Origin of the sequence: Allolucifera butyrica (genome assembly GCF_900476375.1) — a bacterium.
In the GTDB taxonomy this organism is placed as follows: Bacteria; Bacillota; Negativicutes; order Sporomusales; family UPPP01; genus Lucifera; species Lucifera butyrica.
The window spans coordinates 155,411-171,138 of the sequence record NZ_UPPP01000061.1; the positions used below are offsets into that span (position 1 = coordinate 155,411).

Below are 15,728 nucleotides of genomic sequence, written 5' to 3' on the forward strand. Positions count from 1 at the left end.
TTATCAATCTTTATAGTTGATATTCTGTCGACCATGAGAAAAACATCTTAAAAAAACTAATTTTATATTAAGCGACAAGATAAAAAGCAGAGAACTATCTGGACTGCTACGAATTGTCGATGTCGCGTAATTTTTACACAACCTCACATCGACAAAATTATCTGCTCAAAATATACTCAAAATATATTAGAGAGTTTATTATCACACTTTCCCCAAAAGTCCTTTTCTAACCAACGCTCATGCCTACTTTTAAAGATAATTACTGAATCTTTATCATCTCTGATATATTTTTTAAGCTCACTGTTAAGTTGCATAATCTGTGATTCAGATAATTCCCCTTCAAACACTGAATTCTGGATATGAGTTAGATACTTTTTACACAATTTAAAAACTCTCCTTAATACCCGCGGCCCCGTTTCATCAAGTTTTATATCATATGTCAGAATAACATACATACCATTCACCTACCACCATATTTTAAATCCTTCATATTCTTTCTCGCCTAGCAAATGCTTTATTAATTTATAAGCTTCAAGACGAATTAAATACTGATATGAAACATCTTTTTTAAGTTCTCGATGCTTAATTGTCTGTTTCAAGCGGTTATCAAATTCAGTTGCAATTAATTGCGACGCTTCTTTTTTTAGATGCAGATAATTTAAATTCTTAGTGAAATGCTTTTCTGTAATTTGCTTTTTATTCAGCAAGGAAAAAATCAGCCTATCACCTAATAGAGGCTTAAATATTTCGGCAAGATCAAGGCTTAGCGAAAACCGCCGAACGCCCGGCTCGTGTAAATAACTTATTGTTGGATTTAACTGGGTATGGTATATCTCACTCAATACCCTTGTATACACTAAACTATTGGCAAATGATATCAACGTATTAATCATATTGTCCGGAGGATTTTTTATACGTCGCTCAAAATTAACTTCTTGGTCAATGATCAGATTCCAAGATTGGTAGTAGTTTTTTCGTATATTACCCTCAATACCCATTAACTCAGTCACATTTTTACAGAATGGTATCTTTTTACGTAAAGCCATTATTTCATTAATATGCAAATCTAGGTCCTTACCCCGTTCGTTATAATAACGTAAATTTCTGTAAATATTATAAGCGGCGGCTTCAATAATTTGGCGTGCTATAGCAATACGTTTTTCATCATCATCATAATGTTGCACTTGTTTTACCAGCAAGCCTCCAGCCGGCATACTTTCCTTAGGATAAAAACTACCAGTATAAAAACTGTAATAATTAAAAAAGTGCATGACGATTCCGTATTGGGCTATCAAACTAACAAACTTGGTATTAAAGGACATTTCCGACATTAAGTATATGTCTCCTATAGTTTCCACTGGAATATCGCGTTTTGTACCATCCAGTGAAGTGAATTGCAGCGTGTTATCATGGCGTTTTAAGTCACCATCACTATAAATATAAAAACTTCTCTTCATTATACACCTCTTATATGTAACATAAATCGAAATAAGCGCAGGATTTACATATACTTATTTTTACAGGTATAGCTGGGATTTTTCCTGATACAATATTGTTTATTTCATCTAGCATGCGTTGTATTTCCGTCTCATCCTCAAGAGATAATTCTACCTCTAAATTCTGCCGCAGCAACGGATAGTCAATCTTAGCTTTAATATCCGTTAGTCCTTTCTGCTTCAAATAGTACAGGTAATATTTGACTTGCCATATGCCGGCATCTTCAATTTTTCTACTTTTTTTCACCTCATGTAGAATACCTTTTTGCTTGATATAATCAATACTAATCACGTTATCAATGTTAATATGTTTTTCTTCGCGTCGGTAGCTTTCCTCATCTAAAATCTTACCGATTTTTACATTCTCATTTTCTTGTTCCATACAAATACTATGAGAAAAATACCATAGCTTACGTTTACAGACGATATAATAATAAATCATGGTGCCATTAATCTGTTTTTCCATAACACACCCGCCAGTTAAAGAAATTCTGCTGAAGCAAATTGCAATGATTTATTATGGCTTCGTTCTCGAATGAGACCATCCCCAGTATGCTGTATCTCATAAAACAGGTATTTACCTCGGTATAAATAAATTTTACTTTTCTTGTATATCAATTCATTATCCCATTTCACAGCATCTCCATCCTGTTCAACGTGCGACAAATTAATTGTATACTTTAAGATTTCATTCTTAATTAATTGTTTTTGACTATTTGATATCTCTTTGTTTTCCAAATCTCTTTGCCACTGAGCAATTAACCCCTGCTGCTTCATTTGGTCAAAAATAGCCTCAGGAATTACAGTCACCGTTTCGATAGCTCTGAATAATTTCTGTACATCCTTCTTGTCCATTTCATACATTGGCAAATTCATTAGCATATTTATTCTTTCGTCTATTCCCTGGTAGTATTTAGATTTTAAGATTTCAGGATTATTGTCAGGATCATAAACCATGTTTATCATCTCTTGCTTAATATCGTTAGCATCACTTTCTTCCAACAATTGTCCATCATATTTTTGTACCGCCTTCAAAGAAAAATCATATATTTCAGGATCAACAACCTTGCCACGCCCATTTTTCCCATCTAGGATATAAATATTCGGTTCCTCACCCAGATCATATATCCGGCTGCGATAAATCCGTCCTAACCGTTGCAACAGCGAATCAATTGAACACATTTCGGTAAACAACACATCAAAGTCAATATCTAATGATGCCTCCACAATTTGTGTACTTACCCAGATTCCGGTGTCAGGTGTCCTTTTTTCAGCTGAGTTTGTTGCAAATTGCATAATATCATCCTCTAATATACTCCGATGTATTTTTATAAAGGAACTATGCAACAACTTTACACTGATGCCTTGTTGATTCTTGAGATTTTGATAAATGCGTTGTGCTCTGGCGACTGTATTAGCAATAATCAAAACCTTCTTCTTGCTCCCCATTTCCAGTAGCTCATCATAATCGAAATCTGCTCCTATAACCAATTTAATCCGGTGCCTTTTGGTAAATTCACTATGAAATGTTTTTTGCGGAGGTTTAACCGGAATTTCTAACTTTTTCATAAAATTGTACAGTACTGGCGGAAATGTCGCTGTAACAATAGCAAAAGCTCCACCTAAGTCTGTGATAGCTTTAATTGCCACTAAAATAATAGCCACCAAATCCTGACTATACATCTGGATTTCATCAATAATAAGCCTGGAATACGCAAGCGTAGCCAGCGGCATCTCACCGCCATTATATCTAAAGACAAATTTAAATAATTGGTCTATGGTAGTTATAGTCAGTGGCTTGGACAAAAGCTTTGCGCATGTATAGGCGTTGTGAGCAGCGTCAATATCTTTATCATTTTGTTCCTGCAGGTGATAGGAAATTGCGTCCGAATGCAACAAGCCAACTTTTGTGTAATTGATGTCCTTTTGAATCCGCTTAAAAATTGCATCGATGGATACTTTTAGGGGCAATGTATAAAAACCTTTACAATCACCAAGCCATAATAATGACGCTTCAGTTTTTCCTATGCCGGTAGCAGCAATAACCACGAGATTTCTTTCCCTATTGTCCAACATATACTGCTGAACAGGACGCAAGCTGTGGCCCTTAGCCTTAAACATTTCACGCACCCGCTCAGATAAGCCAATACCGGCTTCCAGGCAGCTTTCCTCTATGGACTCAAGCCCCGCACTAGCGGCATAATCAATTCGATTTAACAGACCTTTAATAATAAAATACTTACGCAGCATTTCATTATAATAAGACTTTCCACTATCAAAAGGTATTCGGGTATAAACCTCCGTATCCAGTCTGTCTGGCAAGATTACATAATTCCATTTAAAATCTTCTTTGTACTTTGGCAAAATTGTTTCAATATACCGCTCGGCTTCCTCATCCAGGTAAAACTCCCGGTGATGATGATAATATATCGCCTTTACCAATATCTCATATCCCATATTCGAATGCTTTTTCTTCATTATTCTCTTATCTAAAAAGGCACAACTTAATACATTGTGGGGGATTGGCTCAATATTCTGATATTCATCTCTAAGGACTGTAATTTTTAAAGCCTCACGTATCCTGTTTTGAAATTTCAAATCCATTTTTCCTAAATCATGATACAGTATAGCATCCTCTAATAACGCCCAATCCTTCTGGCTAAGAATGTCAGGATATAGCAATTTTAATTTTTCATATAAATTCAACGCAGATATAGTATGTTCTTCAATGGTTTGCAGAGGATTACTTTTCGCAAAAAATATGTGTTCCATACTGTCTCCAACTTTCTTTAATTCTATTTTCCATTATGGATAGATTAAAAGAGACATTTTTCAGGCCAAAAATACCGGATAATTATCATCATCAATCAGCATATACTCGCCTGAATTAATCTGAGACCCCCGTGTAGCATATCTGGCAATAATCTGTTCATCCCATTTACGCATCCCCGTTTTGGAATTAATAACATATTTTTTGTTTAACTTATAAATAGTACCGGAAAAATTGACTTCATACTCATCAAACTGTTGTTCTATAATCTTGGGGATATATGCATCATAAGATAACTTGATTCTACGCTCAAGTTCGGTGTCCTTGATATCTACGATATCAACAGAATCAATCCGGATCAAATCCTCCCACCGGCCTAGAGCCAGATAAACATTAGGATAGCTTAACCCCTGAGCAATTGTTTCAAGCATTGCCTCGTCCTTTGGTTTTATATGAATTAACAGTTCCATATCTACCAAAACTTCTACATTGCCCATTCCTCTAATCATGCCATAATCTTTATCTGCAGCACTTAGTTTAACATTGTGACGGCCACTTTCATATTTTGTACCGTTACCAAACTCGTACTTAGTACAGAGTTCACTAGTAGAAGAATAGTAACGGCCCTGAACACTTACATCCATATCTACATAACTTTTAAAATCGCAGGCAGCATGAATCATCCCAATAACGCTGGAATATGGCGGTAGAGGATAGCTTTCTTTCAAAATAAAACTAGTTGGTTTACGGTACGACGGCATATTCTGGTAAGCCATCAATCTTATGGCCTTCACTGATACACCGCCTCAACTTCACGGCACAATTGATCAAACAAATTGGATATAACAACAGGTTTTAAAGCTTTTTTTATTTCCTCGTCATTTTTAAATATACCGTTAATGTATCCCACTAAGGTGTTTTCTCCAATACTTTCTATAGTCTCACTTATCGGTGCAATACATAATTCCTGTTTATTGAGTCTAAAGCGATTTTCAAAGAACGGACTCTTGCGCTCGTACACACCGCCAACAGCAAAAACTGGGGCCAAATTCTCCCGGCGGCCTTTGATATCACGATATAAAAATTGAATGGTTTTTAGTAATGCTGTCACGCGCTTAACTTTTTCCCCATTATCGCACTGAACATCTTTGTCAATTCCCACCCGGTCCAAATCAATCGTAATAGTATACGCATAAAAAGATTTATGAATTTCACTCTGGGCAATAGAATTACTCGCATCGATACGTTTAGCCATGCTCGTATTGGTCAAAAAATCCAAATCAGAATTATATGGTTCCAATGACACGGCGTTGCTTAACCGCACTACTGCAGAACGGGTATTAGCTCCACTTCCTTTATCAGTTTTCATATAGCCAAACAAGTCAATTTCCGGATAATCAGCAATAGAGGTTTCTGGTTTATACTGAATCACCTTTTTTTCTCCTGACCCCATCGCTTCCACCGGTGTATTATCCCACCCCAGTTGTTCAATCATATTGTAACGTAAAGCCTGTCTTGATATATATGTATAACCATCTCCCCCTTGACGGCTAATGCGTTTCAAAGCAGTAATATTGCCGAAACCTTCCCCATAATTTGCACTTTGCGCTTCAAAAATCAGGCTAAGCGTTAAACCTTTTTTCATTATTTTGTATCCTCCCCGTCTTCTTTCTTGCTACTGCCACCATTAAGTCCGGTAACAAAGGCATAGCCAAAATCTAAAAATTTATTTTCTTCTTTTAAAACATCCAAGAAACCAACCGGCACTTGCATGCCAAGTCCAATATAGTTCCTAAGCAATGTATCCATAAACTCACTTGGGTTGCGTACTTTTAAAGCATTTAACAACTTATACGATAAGGTGCGGACTTTATTCTCGTTCTGGTTATCACCCAGCATTACTGTCCGCAGCTCTTCCCCTCGTTTCATTGCTGCAAAAACTACTTTTTCCCGCATTTTTTCATCTCCTTTACAAATAGCCACCGCTTGAATTTTGATTAAATACCGAACAAACCAGATTTTCATCGACTTAGCAATTCCAGTGTGTAAAAATGTGTAAAGTAAAGGATATAAGTTTTCTCCCGCTAAAACACTCTGAATTACCCTCCGGTAAATATTGATGTATTCGTCCTGAATCTTAAAGGATAAACCGACAATACTCTCAAAATCTCTCTTGCAGTAATCAAGCACCTGTAATTTTTCCTTGGAAAGAATGTTAAAGACATATTGGCCATTGCTGCGTCGCACAATTTGTATGTTATTTAACTCTTTCTGCACTGTAATGTCTTGGTTAATATGCATAAACCTATCAATAACTCGGTAAAACAGATCATCCTTATGCGCTTCTAGCTTAATTGCTGCCACCACATTCATTTCTTTTAACTTGGTTATACTCTCGTTATCATTAACAAAAACACCCTCACTGCCTTTCATGGTGAACCCCAGGGGAATGCAGGCATAGATCAAGTTGCAGACCGGGCACAAAAAGGAATCTACTTTAAAATTCCAATAATGGGAAGTTTTTCTAGCCACATCTACTCCTAGGTCATTAATCCATGCCATAGGGAAGCTATCATTCTTGCTTATAGGGACATCGCATTGACAACACGTTAGCTGTATCTTCTTTCCCTCTCTCGGAGTAAAATTATAGGCAGGTTGAGAGAACGACTCTTCAAAACACTCATTAAATTCAGCCTTATTCTTTTTACTATTCAAAAAAGCAACATTGGTCCAAAATGGCTGAATTTTTGTATATGTAATATCTTTTAAAAGAAATATGTCTTCATACTGCTTCATCTTTTGTATTAGAACATTTAGTAAGCTGATCTTGTTACCGTAATCTTTTTCTTCTTTAATCTCCTTAACCGCCGCCGTAAAGTCATATATTTCGCCGCGAACTTTGATTATTTCAAAACCAGCTTCATAGGAAGCCCGTTTTAATTTGTCAGCGATATATTTAAAAATCTCATCAAAAAGCTTCTTATCATCTTCACTATTTATTTGCAGTGCCATTATTCGTGCATGGCGTGTCATAATTTCTGTATAAATAGTGTCATCTCTAAAAACATTCATCATGGTTTGCAAATAGCAAGCAGTGAAGTCGCTCAATATATCACTATCAAAGCTAATACTATTCCCAGCTTGTTTTATCGGCAAATCGCTTTTTTCACAAATTCTTAAGAAACCAAGAATTCCCGCGTTATAAAGCGCATCATTTAAAGTTACTATTACTTCCCGTCCCACATTAATCACCTCCTTGCTTTAAGACATTAAAGTATCCAAATCCTCCAGATCGTCTACTACCTATACCTGCCAGGTAGAAATGTGTTAACAACCTGATATCCCCATGCATCCAAAAATTTCCTAAAGTTACCTCAATGTATTGCCCATGGTGTTTGACTACTGTTTTCTTATAGCTAATGGCCTCAAGAGAAAAATCATTTAGTAGGTTATCCTGCAAAATTCCCTGCTCAACTAACTGTCGTTTCAGCACCTGCCGCAGCATTTCATCAAAGCCTTCTTTGCCATAGGAGAAATATTGATCATAATTACGCTCTTTATCATGCTTGCGCACACAAAGCGGCGAAGCAAACGCGATTTCAATATCATTAGCTGAAATAATAACTTCTTTTTCGATTGCAATGTGCTCAAGCCTCATCGAATTCCCCATCGGCAATGGATACCACTTATATTTTTGCTGCAAAAGAGCATTATAAAATGTTATACCGGTCTCAATCTCGTCAGTGCTCCAAAATATTTTAATTCGCTTATGGGATATTGTTATCTTGTCCCCATTAAAAGCAGCCCTATTCAAACCAACCGCAAACGTAAATGGTTTATTTGTAGAAGGAGCATAATAGCGTTCAAATGAAGCACCTGATTGATATTCTGACAATGCATTTTTGAAATAACTTAAACACAGTGGTCTGTAATCTAAGATAAACTCTTCCTTCGTTAAAGTTAGTTCTAGTATCAATCTCAAGATAATCACCTCCTCTCATAATTAACTCCATTAATTTTTTTTAGTTTATATGCCAATAATAATATTGACATGCAAAAATGTCAACGTATAATAAAAGTTACAGAATAACAAGAGTTACTACTACATATTATAATTAGGACGCTTACCAAAATGGTATAATGTTCAAGATTAATCAACCTAATCACCCCATACTGGAATGTAAATTTAATATTTTTAAGTTTGAATAATTAATCTATCCACACTGGAAATAGGGTTGCCGACACCTCAGGTTGTCATTAACTCCGTCCCTGTAAGATTTTTTAGGAACCCCAATAACAGTAAGGTAGTAGATACTTGAATATTCTTTTCAAAATGAGTACAATATAAATAAAAGGACCGACGTGTTGCAAGCACGCCAGTCCCACAGGTTGTCTAACCGGGAACGGTTAGCCTAAGCGAATAGTTATTAAGAAATAACCGAACCTAGGCGGGAGCGGTTATTTCTTTTTTATGATTAAAACAACAAGCGTTGCAAATGCTATCATAAGATACATAGCCTCGAATGTTGATATCATAATCACCCCCTTTCTTAAAAGGGAGTGCTAACCGTTCCCTAACAACCTTAAAAATATTATAGCATATTCTGATTTTATTAGGTCAATCTTCACGTAAAAAAGAAAAGCCTGTTTGGTTTCACAATATAAGCGGTGTCAAGGATCAGGGTTGTCGACACACAGATGTCATTAATCCCGTCCCCTTTTGAGAGATTGAAGTTTCTTAAACATTTTTCTGCATTAACCAGCTATAAAATATGCAGAAAACCATTTTAATATGCAGATCTACTCTTCTTGGTTCCGGATATATGCGGTTGTAATCATTCTTTAAAGCAAGAAACAAAAGGAAAGCCCCTTTGCTTCCATCGAATCATTTGCTTATTACCAGGTCCAATATTTAACAAGATAAAAATGCCCTTCCAGATGCTCCACCGTTATATTTCCATGTGGAGCAGGATGTTGATCTGCATACCATTTAGGATAAGCCTTTAACAATAATCGTTGATTCTTGTCAAGTCTTTTATTCCAGTCAGCAGATCTGGCCGACGGTAATAAGATAATTTGATCACTCTCATCATAAAATAGCGTATAGTCACAGTCCGCGGTTACTGCAAAGCCTGTTGATCCCCAGTCCCAGCTTAATAAACGATTATCTCCGTCAACCTTAAACCTGGAAATTTCCCTCATGTATGCTGGTTTTTTTATTTCTAAATAAACCAAATCCGGCGTAACACCCAGCTTACCTAGCCCCCACCAAAAGAACACAGCGATAATTGGTGCAACAATAATAGAAGCTACTCTGCGCCAGTTACGGTTAAGGGCATTTCTGATTAGCAAAGTAATTATTACTACCACCCATACAATAAATGGCAAAATAACGATAAAAGGTACAAACCAAAAATCGAACATTCTGGACAGTTCATTTCCAAACCACTCATAAAGTAATACCAGGCAAGTCCAGAAAGTATATGACAGGCTGTAACCGCAACGCAGAAGAGCCACTCCTCTCTTTTATCTCAATTTAGATGAAACATTATATGATTTTGCAATTTTATAAGAAAGCAAGTAGGATATTCACCCCATTATTTAACATATGAATGATAATCGGAGCTAAAATAGTCTTTTCTTGATCATATACATTTAAGCAAGCGATAGATACAATGGCTTGCCAGCTGCTGGCTGATTCGCCATGAAGCAAGCAAAACACGATTGTCACGAGGCTCCATGATAAAACCTTCCCATATTTACGCAAATATCCGTATAAAAAACCTCTTATTAATATCTCTTCTTCTATAGGGCCGGCTAATACTATGGCAACAATTTCTAAAAACCTAGTGTGCAGATCACGCTTTATAAGTCCAGACGTGAAGAGCATCGTTAATCCAAGAGTAATTGTCAGGACAGAATTAATAAATCTTTTTGATTTAAACAGCCCCCTAAGTGTATTAATACCATACCGTAATAATATATAAACATTAGGGATTAGGGTGACTTTACGGAAATAGTAGTATGAAACAATAGGAAGGTATAACAAAGTAAACATATATAACGCTGCGTTAGATCGAATCATGCTAATATGAAAAAGTATTTCAAGCAAATAATTCATGGAAAAAGTTAAAACGATAAACAATACAGTAATCCATACCAAATCACTAATCTTATACTCACGGTTGTGTTGATAAAATCGAAGCAGTTCGTCTGTTTTTTCATTTAATTTAATGACATCCAAGCCCTCTTCCGGTGGTTGACCAATATGAATAGAGCAGTATTCCTCCCAAGGTGCCAGCAACTGATTCAGTTTCGAAGCAATTTTGATCTTTTTGCAAACATTTATCAATACCATAGCCTTTTCATATTTTTGTTGCATTACGGCTATGCGCATCTTCAAAAAGTTAGCTTCGAAATCATGGTTATTAATAACCAATGCTTCTTCTACGAGATTTTCGGCTTCGGCAAAGCGGCCTTCGTTGAAAGCAACAATTGCCGAATGAAGAGTCCTTCCAAAAAAAAACGACGATAAGAACATTGTTGTTTCCCTCCATCAATTTATAAGACAAAAGTTCCAATTGCTTATAATCTCTATCGTTCCATCAAAACCCTTCTTTTAATGCGCCTGCCTTTGGGGCGCAGTTGGAGCTTGTTACTCGCATCTTACCTTCCATGTAGCCAACCTTCTAAGGTATCTCAATAAATATGGGCTTTACTCAACAAAATCGCTGTAGTTCCATTCAAGAACGGCAACGGCCGTACCGTTTTTTCGGACAGCAAAAATGCCCTGTAAGCCTTGAAACTGTTATTCATCACAGCAACATAAAAGATACCATCAAGGTTTATCATAAAAAAATAAAACGATTACCGGGTATAGACTGGTTTTCAGTCGCAACCTGGCAATCGTAAGCTTGACGGCTCTTAGACCCATGGCTTTGCGCCCTTGCCTTTCGGCAAGTTTGCCCAATATCATCTAATTCCAATTCTCCATTTTCGTGTAAAAATATAAAAAAGCTTTTAACTTTCAAAATTTTCGAGCTGTCTCATCGGCTTCAAAAAAAAGAAAGATCAAAGCCGAAGTTGAAAATTCCGGGTAATTGATATACCTTTCACTCAACTAATTATAGTTACTCTCAATCAATTAACAAATATTTTACCAATAACATCCAATAAAGGTTATATATTCTAATGATTTTATAATAAAGCATTACTATGTTAAAGATCAACAAAAAAATATCATCTTTACCATTGTTTGTCACTTTAATTGAGCCATAAATTATTGAGCAAGACACCTTGATATTTTCTTTACATCATAGCTTTATGATATTAGTCGGCCGTCCTCTTGACAGATTCATTCGCCTAATTCTCATCTTCAACATCTCCACCTTAATTTCGGCTTTGATTATGCGCTTCCTTCGTCTTTTCGATAATCATCTCAAAGCTGATATATTTTCCAACGATTAATCCCTCTTGCGTCTAGAAGGATCAATGGGAATCTGCCTGGACGCTGCTTTTTAAATCAACTGAAATTTTTCCACGTTATAATCAGGATTGATGCGAAAAACCCCCAAACCACACTTGATATTAAAATCGATTTAAATATATTATAATTTTTTAAGGTAAAATTTAATACTAAAAGAAAAATTACAAAAGGTATAGCCGAAACTATAGCAAAGTATATTGTTTCACGAACCTTTGAAGCTCCCTGTTCAATATACATGAAATAATAAGCAAGAATACTTAGGCCTGGAAAACTTAATACTAATCCAGCAATATAATAATTATCTGTTTTTGATATATAATGCACGATGCCCATAAGAATAACAGCCATAACACATTTAATTATTAAATCCAATTAAATCTCCTCTTTCAAAGTTATGAATCTATCCTTCCGAAGGTACCTTCGGTCCTTTCAAATCCAATTGATAAAATGCAAGGTCTAGCCATTCATTAAATTTATATCCTGCTTTTTTAATTACACCCGAAAATGTAAACCCCATTTTCTCATGCATTTTTATACTAGTTTCATTTGCTGCATCAATTCCAGCAACAAGGGTTGCATATTCTCTTGCATTAGCAATTTTTATTATTTCCTGCATTAATTTTGTTGCAATACCCTCATTCCTATAATCCTTATGAACATATACGGAATGTTCTATTGTGTATTTATATGCCGGCCATGCTCTAAATGGGCCAAATGTAGAAAATGCAATGACTTTATCACTTTTTTCAAATACTAACAACGGATACCCATCTTGCTTCTTTTTTTCATACCATTGTGTTCTATCATCAAGCGTATGAGCCTTATAATCATAGACTGCGGTTGTGTTCAATATAGCATCATTATAAATTTCTAAAATATCCATTAAATCTTTTTCAGTTGCTTCCCTTATCATTTTTTTTAATTCCTTTCACAATTAATATGTTTTTCTATATTTTAACCCCTGCCTTACAAAACGTAAAATTGACCTTATTAATCATTTGCTATAGAATCAAGTTATGGCAAAGCTTTTAGCAGAATAGATTTGAGGAATGGTGTAGACATGACGCTTCAACAATTTCGGTATATTGTAGAGATTGCCAAACATAATTCTATTAGTAAAGCTGCCTCTGCCCTTTATGTGACACAGCCCAGTATCAGCAAATCCGTTCAGGAGTTAGAAAGTGAATTAGGAATTACCATTTTAGATAGAACGAACAAAGGGGTTATCTTTACAAAAGATGGCACGGATTTATTATTCTACGCTAAAATGCTTCTGGAACAAATGGAATCTGTCGTCTATCATTTTAATAAGCAGAAGGCAACGGACCTAACAAGGTTTTCTATTTCTTCTCAACATTACGGATTTGCTATCGAGGCTGTTGCAAATCTAATGGATTATTTCGCCGAGCGGAATTATGAGCTAACAATTCGGGAAGGAAAGACAACTGATGTGATTGATGACGTGTATGCAAGCAGAAGTATTCTTGGAATTTTATCTGTGACTGATTTAAACAAGAATTTTTTTGAGCGTTACTTCAGCTCAAAATCGCTAGTATTTACTCCCCTCACTTCACTGAAGCAGCACGTTTTTCTTCGAAAAGAACATCCTCTGGCGCATCTCAAATCCATTACTTTAGAACAATTAGAAAACTATCCTTATCTGACTTACCAGCAGGACGATGTACTACTTCATTTCGCTGAAGAAGTTATCGATGTGGACAATATTGGGAAACTGGTCTATCTAAAAGACCGAGGTGCCATGAATAATCTCCTCGCAAATACAGATGGCTATAATTTGGGAACTGGCTGTATCGTGAACAATTACATGAACCCTAATATTATTTCTATCCCCATAGAAGAAGGCAGTCTGATTCAACTGGGCTTGGTAAAACGAAACGATGTATTTTTACCAGAAGAGCTTATGATATATATTAATTTCTTAACAACTGCTTTAAAAAAGTCTGTACCAAAGATGGATTATTGAGTTAAAAGAGTTATCAGGAAAACAACAATAACGACCACTTTCTATACCAAGTGGTCGTTATTGTTGTTTTCACCATATTCACACCTTTTAAGCCTTCACTCTCATGACCTTGCTCATGGGGAAACGCTTTCTGGTTGTCCATATTTTTCCCTCCTTTTTTGGGAGGGGTCAATTTTCAACTGCCATATAGGGTCATTTTATCGCCGTCAAAGAGAAGCAAAGGGATGTTCATTTTGCTTCCCCAAATTGTCACTTGATCATAACCTTCTCCACATAGCAAGGTGAAATCGGACATTGTCCATCGAAAAAGCATAATTACACACTGGACACAAACCTGTTATTCTTTATATAGAACCTCCAGAGAAAGTCTTTTGCCTCTTCAGCGTAATCGACGCCAATGCGTTTACTCGATACAATATCGAACTTTTCGTCTTCTCCCTCAAGGACATAAAGAAAACTGCTGCATAAATCTTCGCCATTCAATCTACCATCTATTGATAATGCCTTACACAGCTTTCCAGGTCCATTTGTCAACCCCGTTGCCTGGCTCCTGTTTAGCTCGTCATATGATTTGTTGAATCTGTTTTGAGCCATCAAATCGAGCCCATCTACCGGCTCAGCCGCTCTCACAAGAACAGCCTGGGGATTTCCTTCCTCTCTGGTAACTACGTTGAAGCAGTAATGCATCCCGTAAATAACGAATATATAAGCAATGCCAGGAGCTCCGTACATGACCTCCACCCTTGGTGTTCGCTTCCCTCCATAGGAATGGGCGGCTTTATCTGTGATACCCATATATGCTTCAGTCTCTACGATCTTTGCGGAAATTATTTGTCCTCCTATCTCATGGACAAGAATCTTTCCTAGCAGCTCTTTTGCGACGATCAGCGAATCTCTATTATAAAATTCTCTATCAAGTGACTTCATTCAGCAAACTCTCCCTTCAGAAATACTATAAGTTTATGATTTGCAGAGTGCCTGTTCGGCTTTGCTCAACAGGAAATTCGCTCCGATTGCCAGTCCAGCCGCAAGCAGGCTTCCCCAAACGATCTTGTAGACGTTCATCGTGCGCAACCCATCAAATAGGATGAGATATCTGAGCACTCCTCATTATAGTTTTTCATAAGTATCTTTTAGAAGCAAAGCGTCTTTTTCCAAAAGAGGTCCTTCCGCTATTATACATCCCCGAACTTTAAAGTCCTTTATAGCCCTTAGACATTCTCTATAGTTAAAATCGCTTTCAAGCAATGGAGCATGACTCTTTTCCCCTTTGGGAGTGTATTTTATTCCCCCCATATGGATGTGTAAATCTTCTATGGCGGCTCTGCCCAAATTATCGAGAACATACTTGATAATACCGGCAAAGTCATCGTAATTTTTAAGACCGCCGTTTGACCTCGCGTGAATATGCGAAAAATCAATACAAATCTTGCATAAAGAAAGTTCCTTACATAACGAAACCAGTTCTGTAAGCGTTCCAAACTGAGATCCCTTTCCAGTCGTCTCGAGCCTGTAATCCACCCCAAGATCGGGAAGTCTCGCAAGGTTACTCTTGATAGTAGCGTAAGTCTCTTCCTTTGAGTCATTCAGGTAGAAACCTGGGTGGAGTACCAAACTCTTTCCTACAACCTTTGTCAACCCTTCTGCAGCATCAATGATTCTTTTTACCGATTGCTTCTGTATCATGATATCATCGGAATTTAGGTTTATATAATGCGATGCGTGGGCCGAAAGGTAAAAGTCTTCCTTTTGCTTTGCCTCGAGGATGGCATCTTTATTATGATCCGTCACGTTAACATTCCGGACAAAAAGCAGTTCCATTGCGTCTAGCCCTATAGATTTCAGATAATGAATCCCAGTTTGATAATTAAATCGTTTAGAACCATTGTATACTGGCAAGCCAGAAATTCCGAAAAGCAGCTTTTCCATATTTCTTCATAATTATCCGGGTTCTATGCATTCAATAGAACCCGGAATTCCTTTATATATTAA

17 protein-coding genes and 1 riboswitch are annotated in these 15,728 nt (G+C 36.6%); of the genes, 1 reads left to right on the forward strand and 16 read right to left on the reverse strand.

Annotated features, from left to right (window positions below; translation table 11 throughout):
• Positions 1-176: 176 nt before the first annotated feature.
• From cas2 to LUCIF_RS06640, 13 genes are all read right to left on the reverse strand, one after another.
• The gene (cas2, locus tag LUCIF_RS06585) at positions 177-455 is read right to left on the reverse strand and encodes a CRISPR-associated endonuclease Cas2 (RefSeq protein ID WP_122627078.1); all 279 of its coding nucleotides are present in this window, start codon (positions 453-455) and stop codon (positions 177-179) included.
• Positions 456-464: 9 nt separating this feature from the next.
• Positions 465-1,457 (reverse strand): type I-B CRISPR-associated endonuclease Cas1b, encoded by a 993-nt coding sequence (cas1b, locus tag LUCIF_RS06590; RefSeq protein WP_122627079.1) that lies wholly within the window; start codon positions 1,455-1,457, stop codon positions 465-467.
• Between the two features lie 10 nt (positions 1,458-1,467).
• A complete protein-coding gene (gene cas4, locus LUCIF_RS06595; RefSeq protein ID WP_122627080.1) occupies positions 1,468-1,962 on the reverse strand; it encodes a CRISPR-associated protein Cas4 in 495 nt (164 codons plus the stop codon).
• Between the two features lie 14 nt (positions 1,963-1,976).
• Positions 1,977-4,268, reverse strand: a complete 2,292-nt coding sequence (gene cas3 / locus LUCIF_RS06600) for a CRISPR-associated helicase Cas3' (RefSeq protein WP_122627081.1) — start codon at positions 4,266-4,268, stop codon at positions 1,977-1,979.
• 60 nt (positions 4,269-4,328) lie between these two features.
• Positions 4,329-5,042, reverse strand: a complete 714-nt coding sequence (gene cas5 / locus LUCIF_RS06605) for a CRISPR-associated protein Cas5 (protein ID WP_306438784.1) — start codon at positions 5,040-5,042, stop codon at positions 4,329-4,331.
• A 14-nt stretch (positions 5,043-5,056) separates the two neighbouring features.
• Entirely contained in the window at positions 5,057-5,911 is an 855-nt protein-coding gene (gene cas7i, locus LUCIF_RS06610; protein ID WP_207857110.1) for a type I-B CRISPR-associated protein Cas7/Cst2/DevR, read from the reverse strand.
• The gene (cas8a1, locus tag LUCIF_RS06615; protein WP_122627084.1) at positions 5,911-7,509 is read right to left on the reverse strand and encodes a type I-B CRISPR-associated protein Cas8b1/Cst1; all 1,599 of its coding nucleotides are present in this window, start codon (positions 7,507-7,509) and stop codon (positions 5,911-5,913) included. Before cas8a1 ends, cas7i begins: the two co-directional genes overlap by 1 nt.
• A gap of 1 nt (position 7,510) precedes the next feature.
• Complete coding sequence (gene cas6 / locus LUCIF_RS06620) at positions 7,511-8,248, reverse strand: CRISPR-associated endoribonuclease Cas6 (protein WP_165865907.1); 738 nt, start codon at positions 8,246-8,248, stop codon at positions 7,511-7,513.
• Between the two features lie 476 nt (positions 8,249-8,724).
• The gene (locus LUCIF_RS27285) at positions 8,725-8,802 is read right to left on the reverse strand and encodes a putative holin-like toxin (protein WP_370744942.1); all 78 of its coding nucleotides are present in this window, start codon (positions 8,800-8,802) and stop codon (positions 8,725-8,727) included.
• A 360-nt stretch (positions 8,803-9,162) separates the two neighbouring features.
• Entirely contained in the window at positions 9,163-9,690 is a 528-nt protein-coding gene (locus tag LUCIF_RS06625) for a hypothetical protein (RefSeq protein WP_165865908.1), read from the reverse strand.
• Between the two features lie 142 nt (positions 9,691-9,832).
• A complete protein-coding gene (locus LUCIF_RS06630; RefSeq protein ID WP_122627087.1) occupies positions 9,833-10,807 on the reverse strand; it encodes a CPBP family glutamic-type intramembrane protease in 975 nt (324 codons plus the stop codon).
• Positions 10,808-11,156: 349 nt separating this feature from the next.
• Positions 11,157-11,243: riboswitch (cyclic di-GMP riboswitch) on the reverse strand.
• Positions 11,244-11,788: 545 nt separating this feature from the next.
• On the reverse strand, positions 11,789-12,100 hold the full coding sequence (locus tag LUCIF_RS06635) for a GlpM family protein (protein ID WP_165865909.1): 312 nt from the start codon (positions 12,098-12,100) through the stop codon (positions 11,789-11,791).
• A gap of 52 nt (positions 12,101-12,152) precedes the next feature.
• Positions 12,153-12,665: a GNAT family N-acetyltransferase gene (locus tag LUCIF_RS06640; RefSeq protein WP_122627089.1), complete on the reverse strand. Its 513-nt coding sequence runs from the start codon at positions 12,663-12,665 to the stop codon at positions 12,153-12,155.
• Positions 12,666-12,812: 147 nt separating this feature from the next.
• On the opposite strand from LUCIF_RS06640, the gene LUCIF_RS06645 reads away from it, so the two are divergent.
• Positions 12,813-13,736 (forward strand): LysR family transcriptional regulator, encoded by a 924-nt coding sequence (locus LUCIF_RS06645; protein ID WP_122627090.1) that lies wholly within the window; start codon positions 12,813-12,815, stop codon positions 13,734-13,736.
• A 13-nt stretch (positions 13,737-13,749) separates the two neighbouring features.
• Here the strand turns inward: LUCIF_RS06645 and LUCIF_RS26975 are convergent, their stop codons facing one another.
• The 3 genes from LUCIF_RS26975 to LUCIF_RS06660 all read right to left on the reverse strand — a co-directional run bounded on the left by LUCIF_RS26975 (position 13,750) and on the right by LUCIF_RS06660 (position 15,665).
• Entirely contained in the window at positions 13,750-13,878 is a 129-nt protein-coding gene (locus tag LUCIF_RS26975; RefSeq protein WP_279386947.1) for a hypothetical protein, read from the reverse strand.
• 173 nt (positions 13,879-14,051) lie between these two features.
• Positions 14,052-14,663 carry a DNA-3-methyladenine glycosylase gene (locus tag LUCIF_RS06650; RefSeq protein WP_122627091.1) on the reverse strand — a complete coding sequence of 204 codons (612 nt, stop codon included), beginning with the start codon at positions 14,661-14,663 and terminating at the stop codon, positions 14,052-14,054.
• 183 nt (positions 14,664-14,846) lie between these two features.
• A complete protein-coding gene (locus LUCIF_RS06660; RefSeq protein WP_122627092.1) occupies positions 14,847-15,665 on the reverse strand; it encodes a TIM barrel protein in 819 nt (272 codons plus the stop codon).
• Positions 15,666-15,728 lie beyond the last annotated feature (63 nt).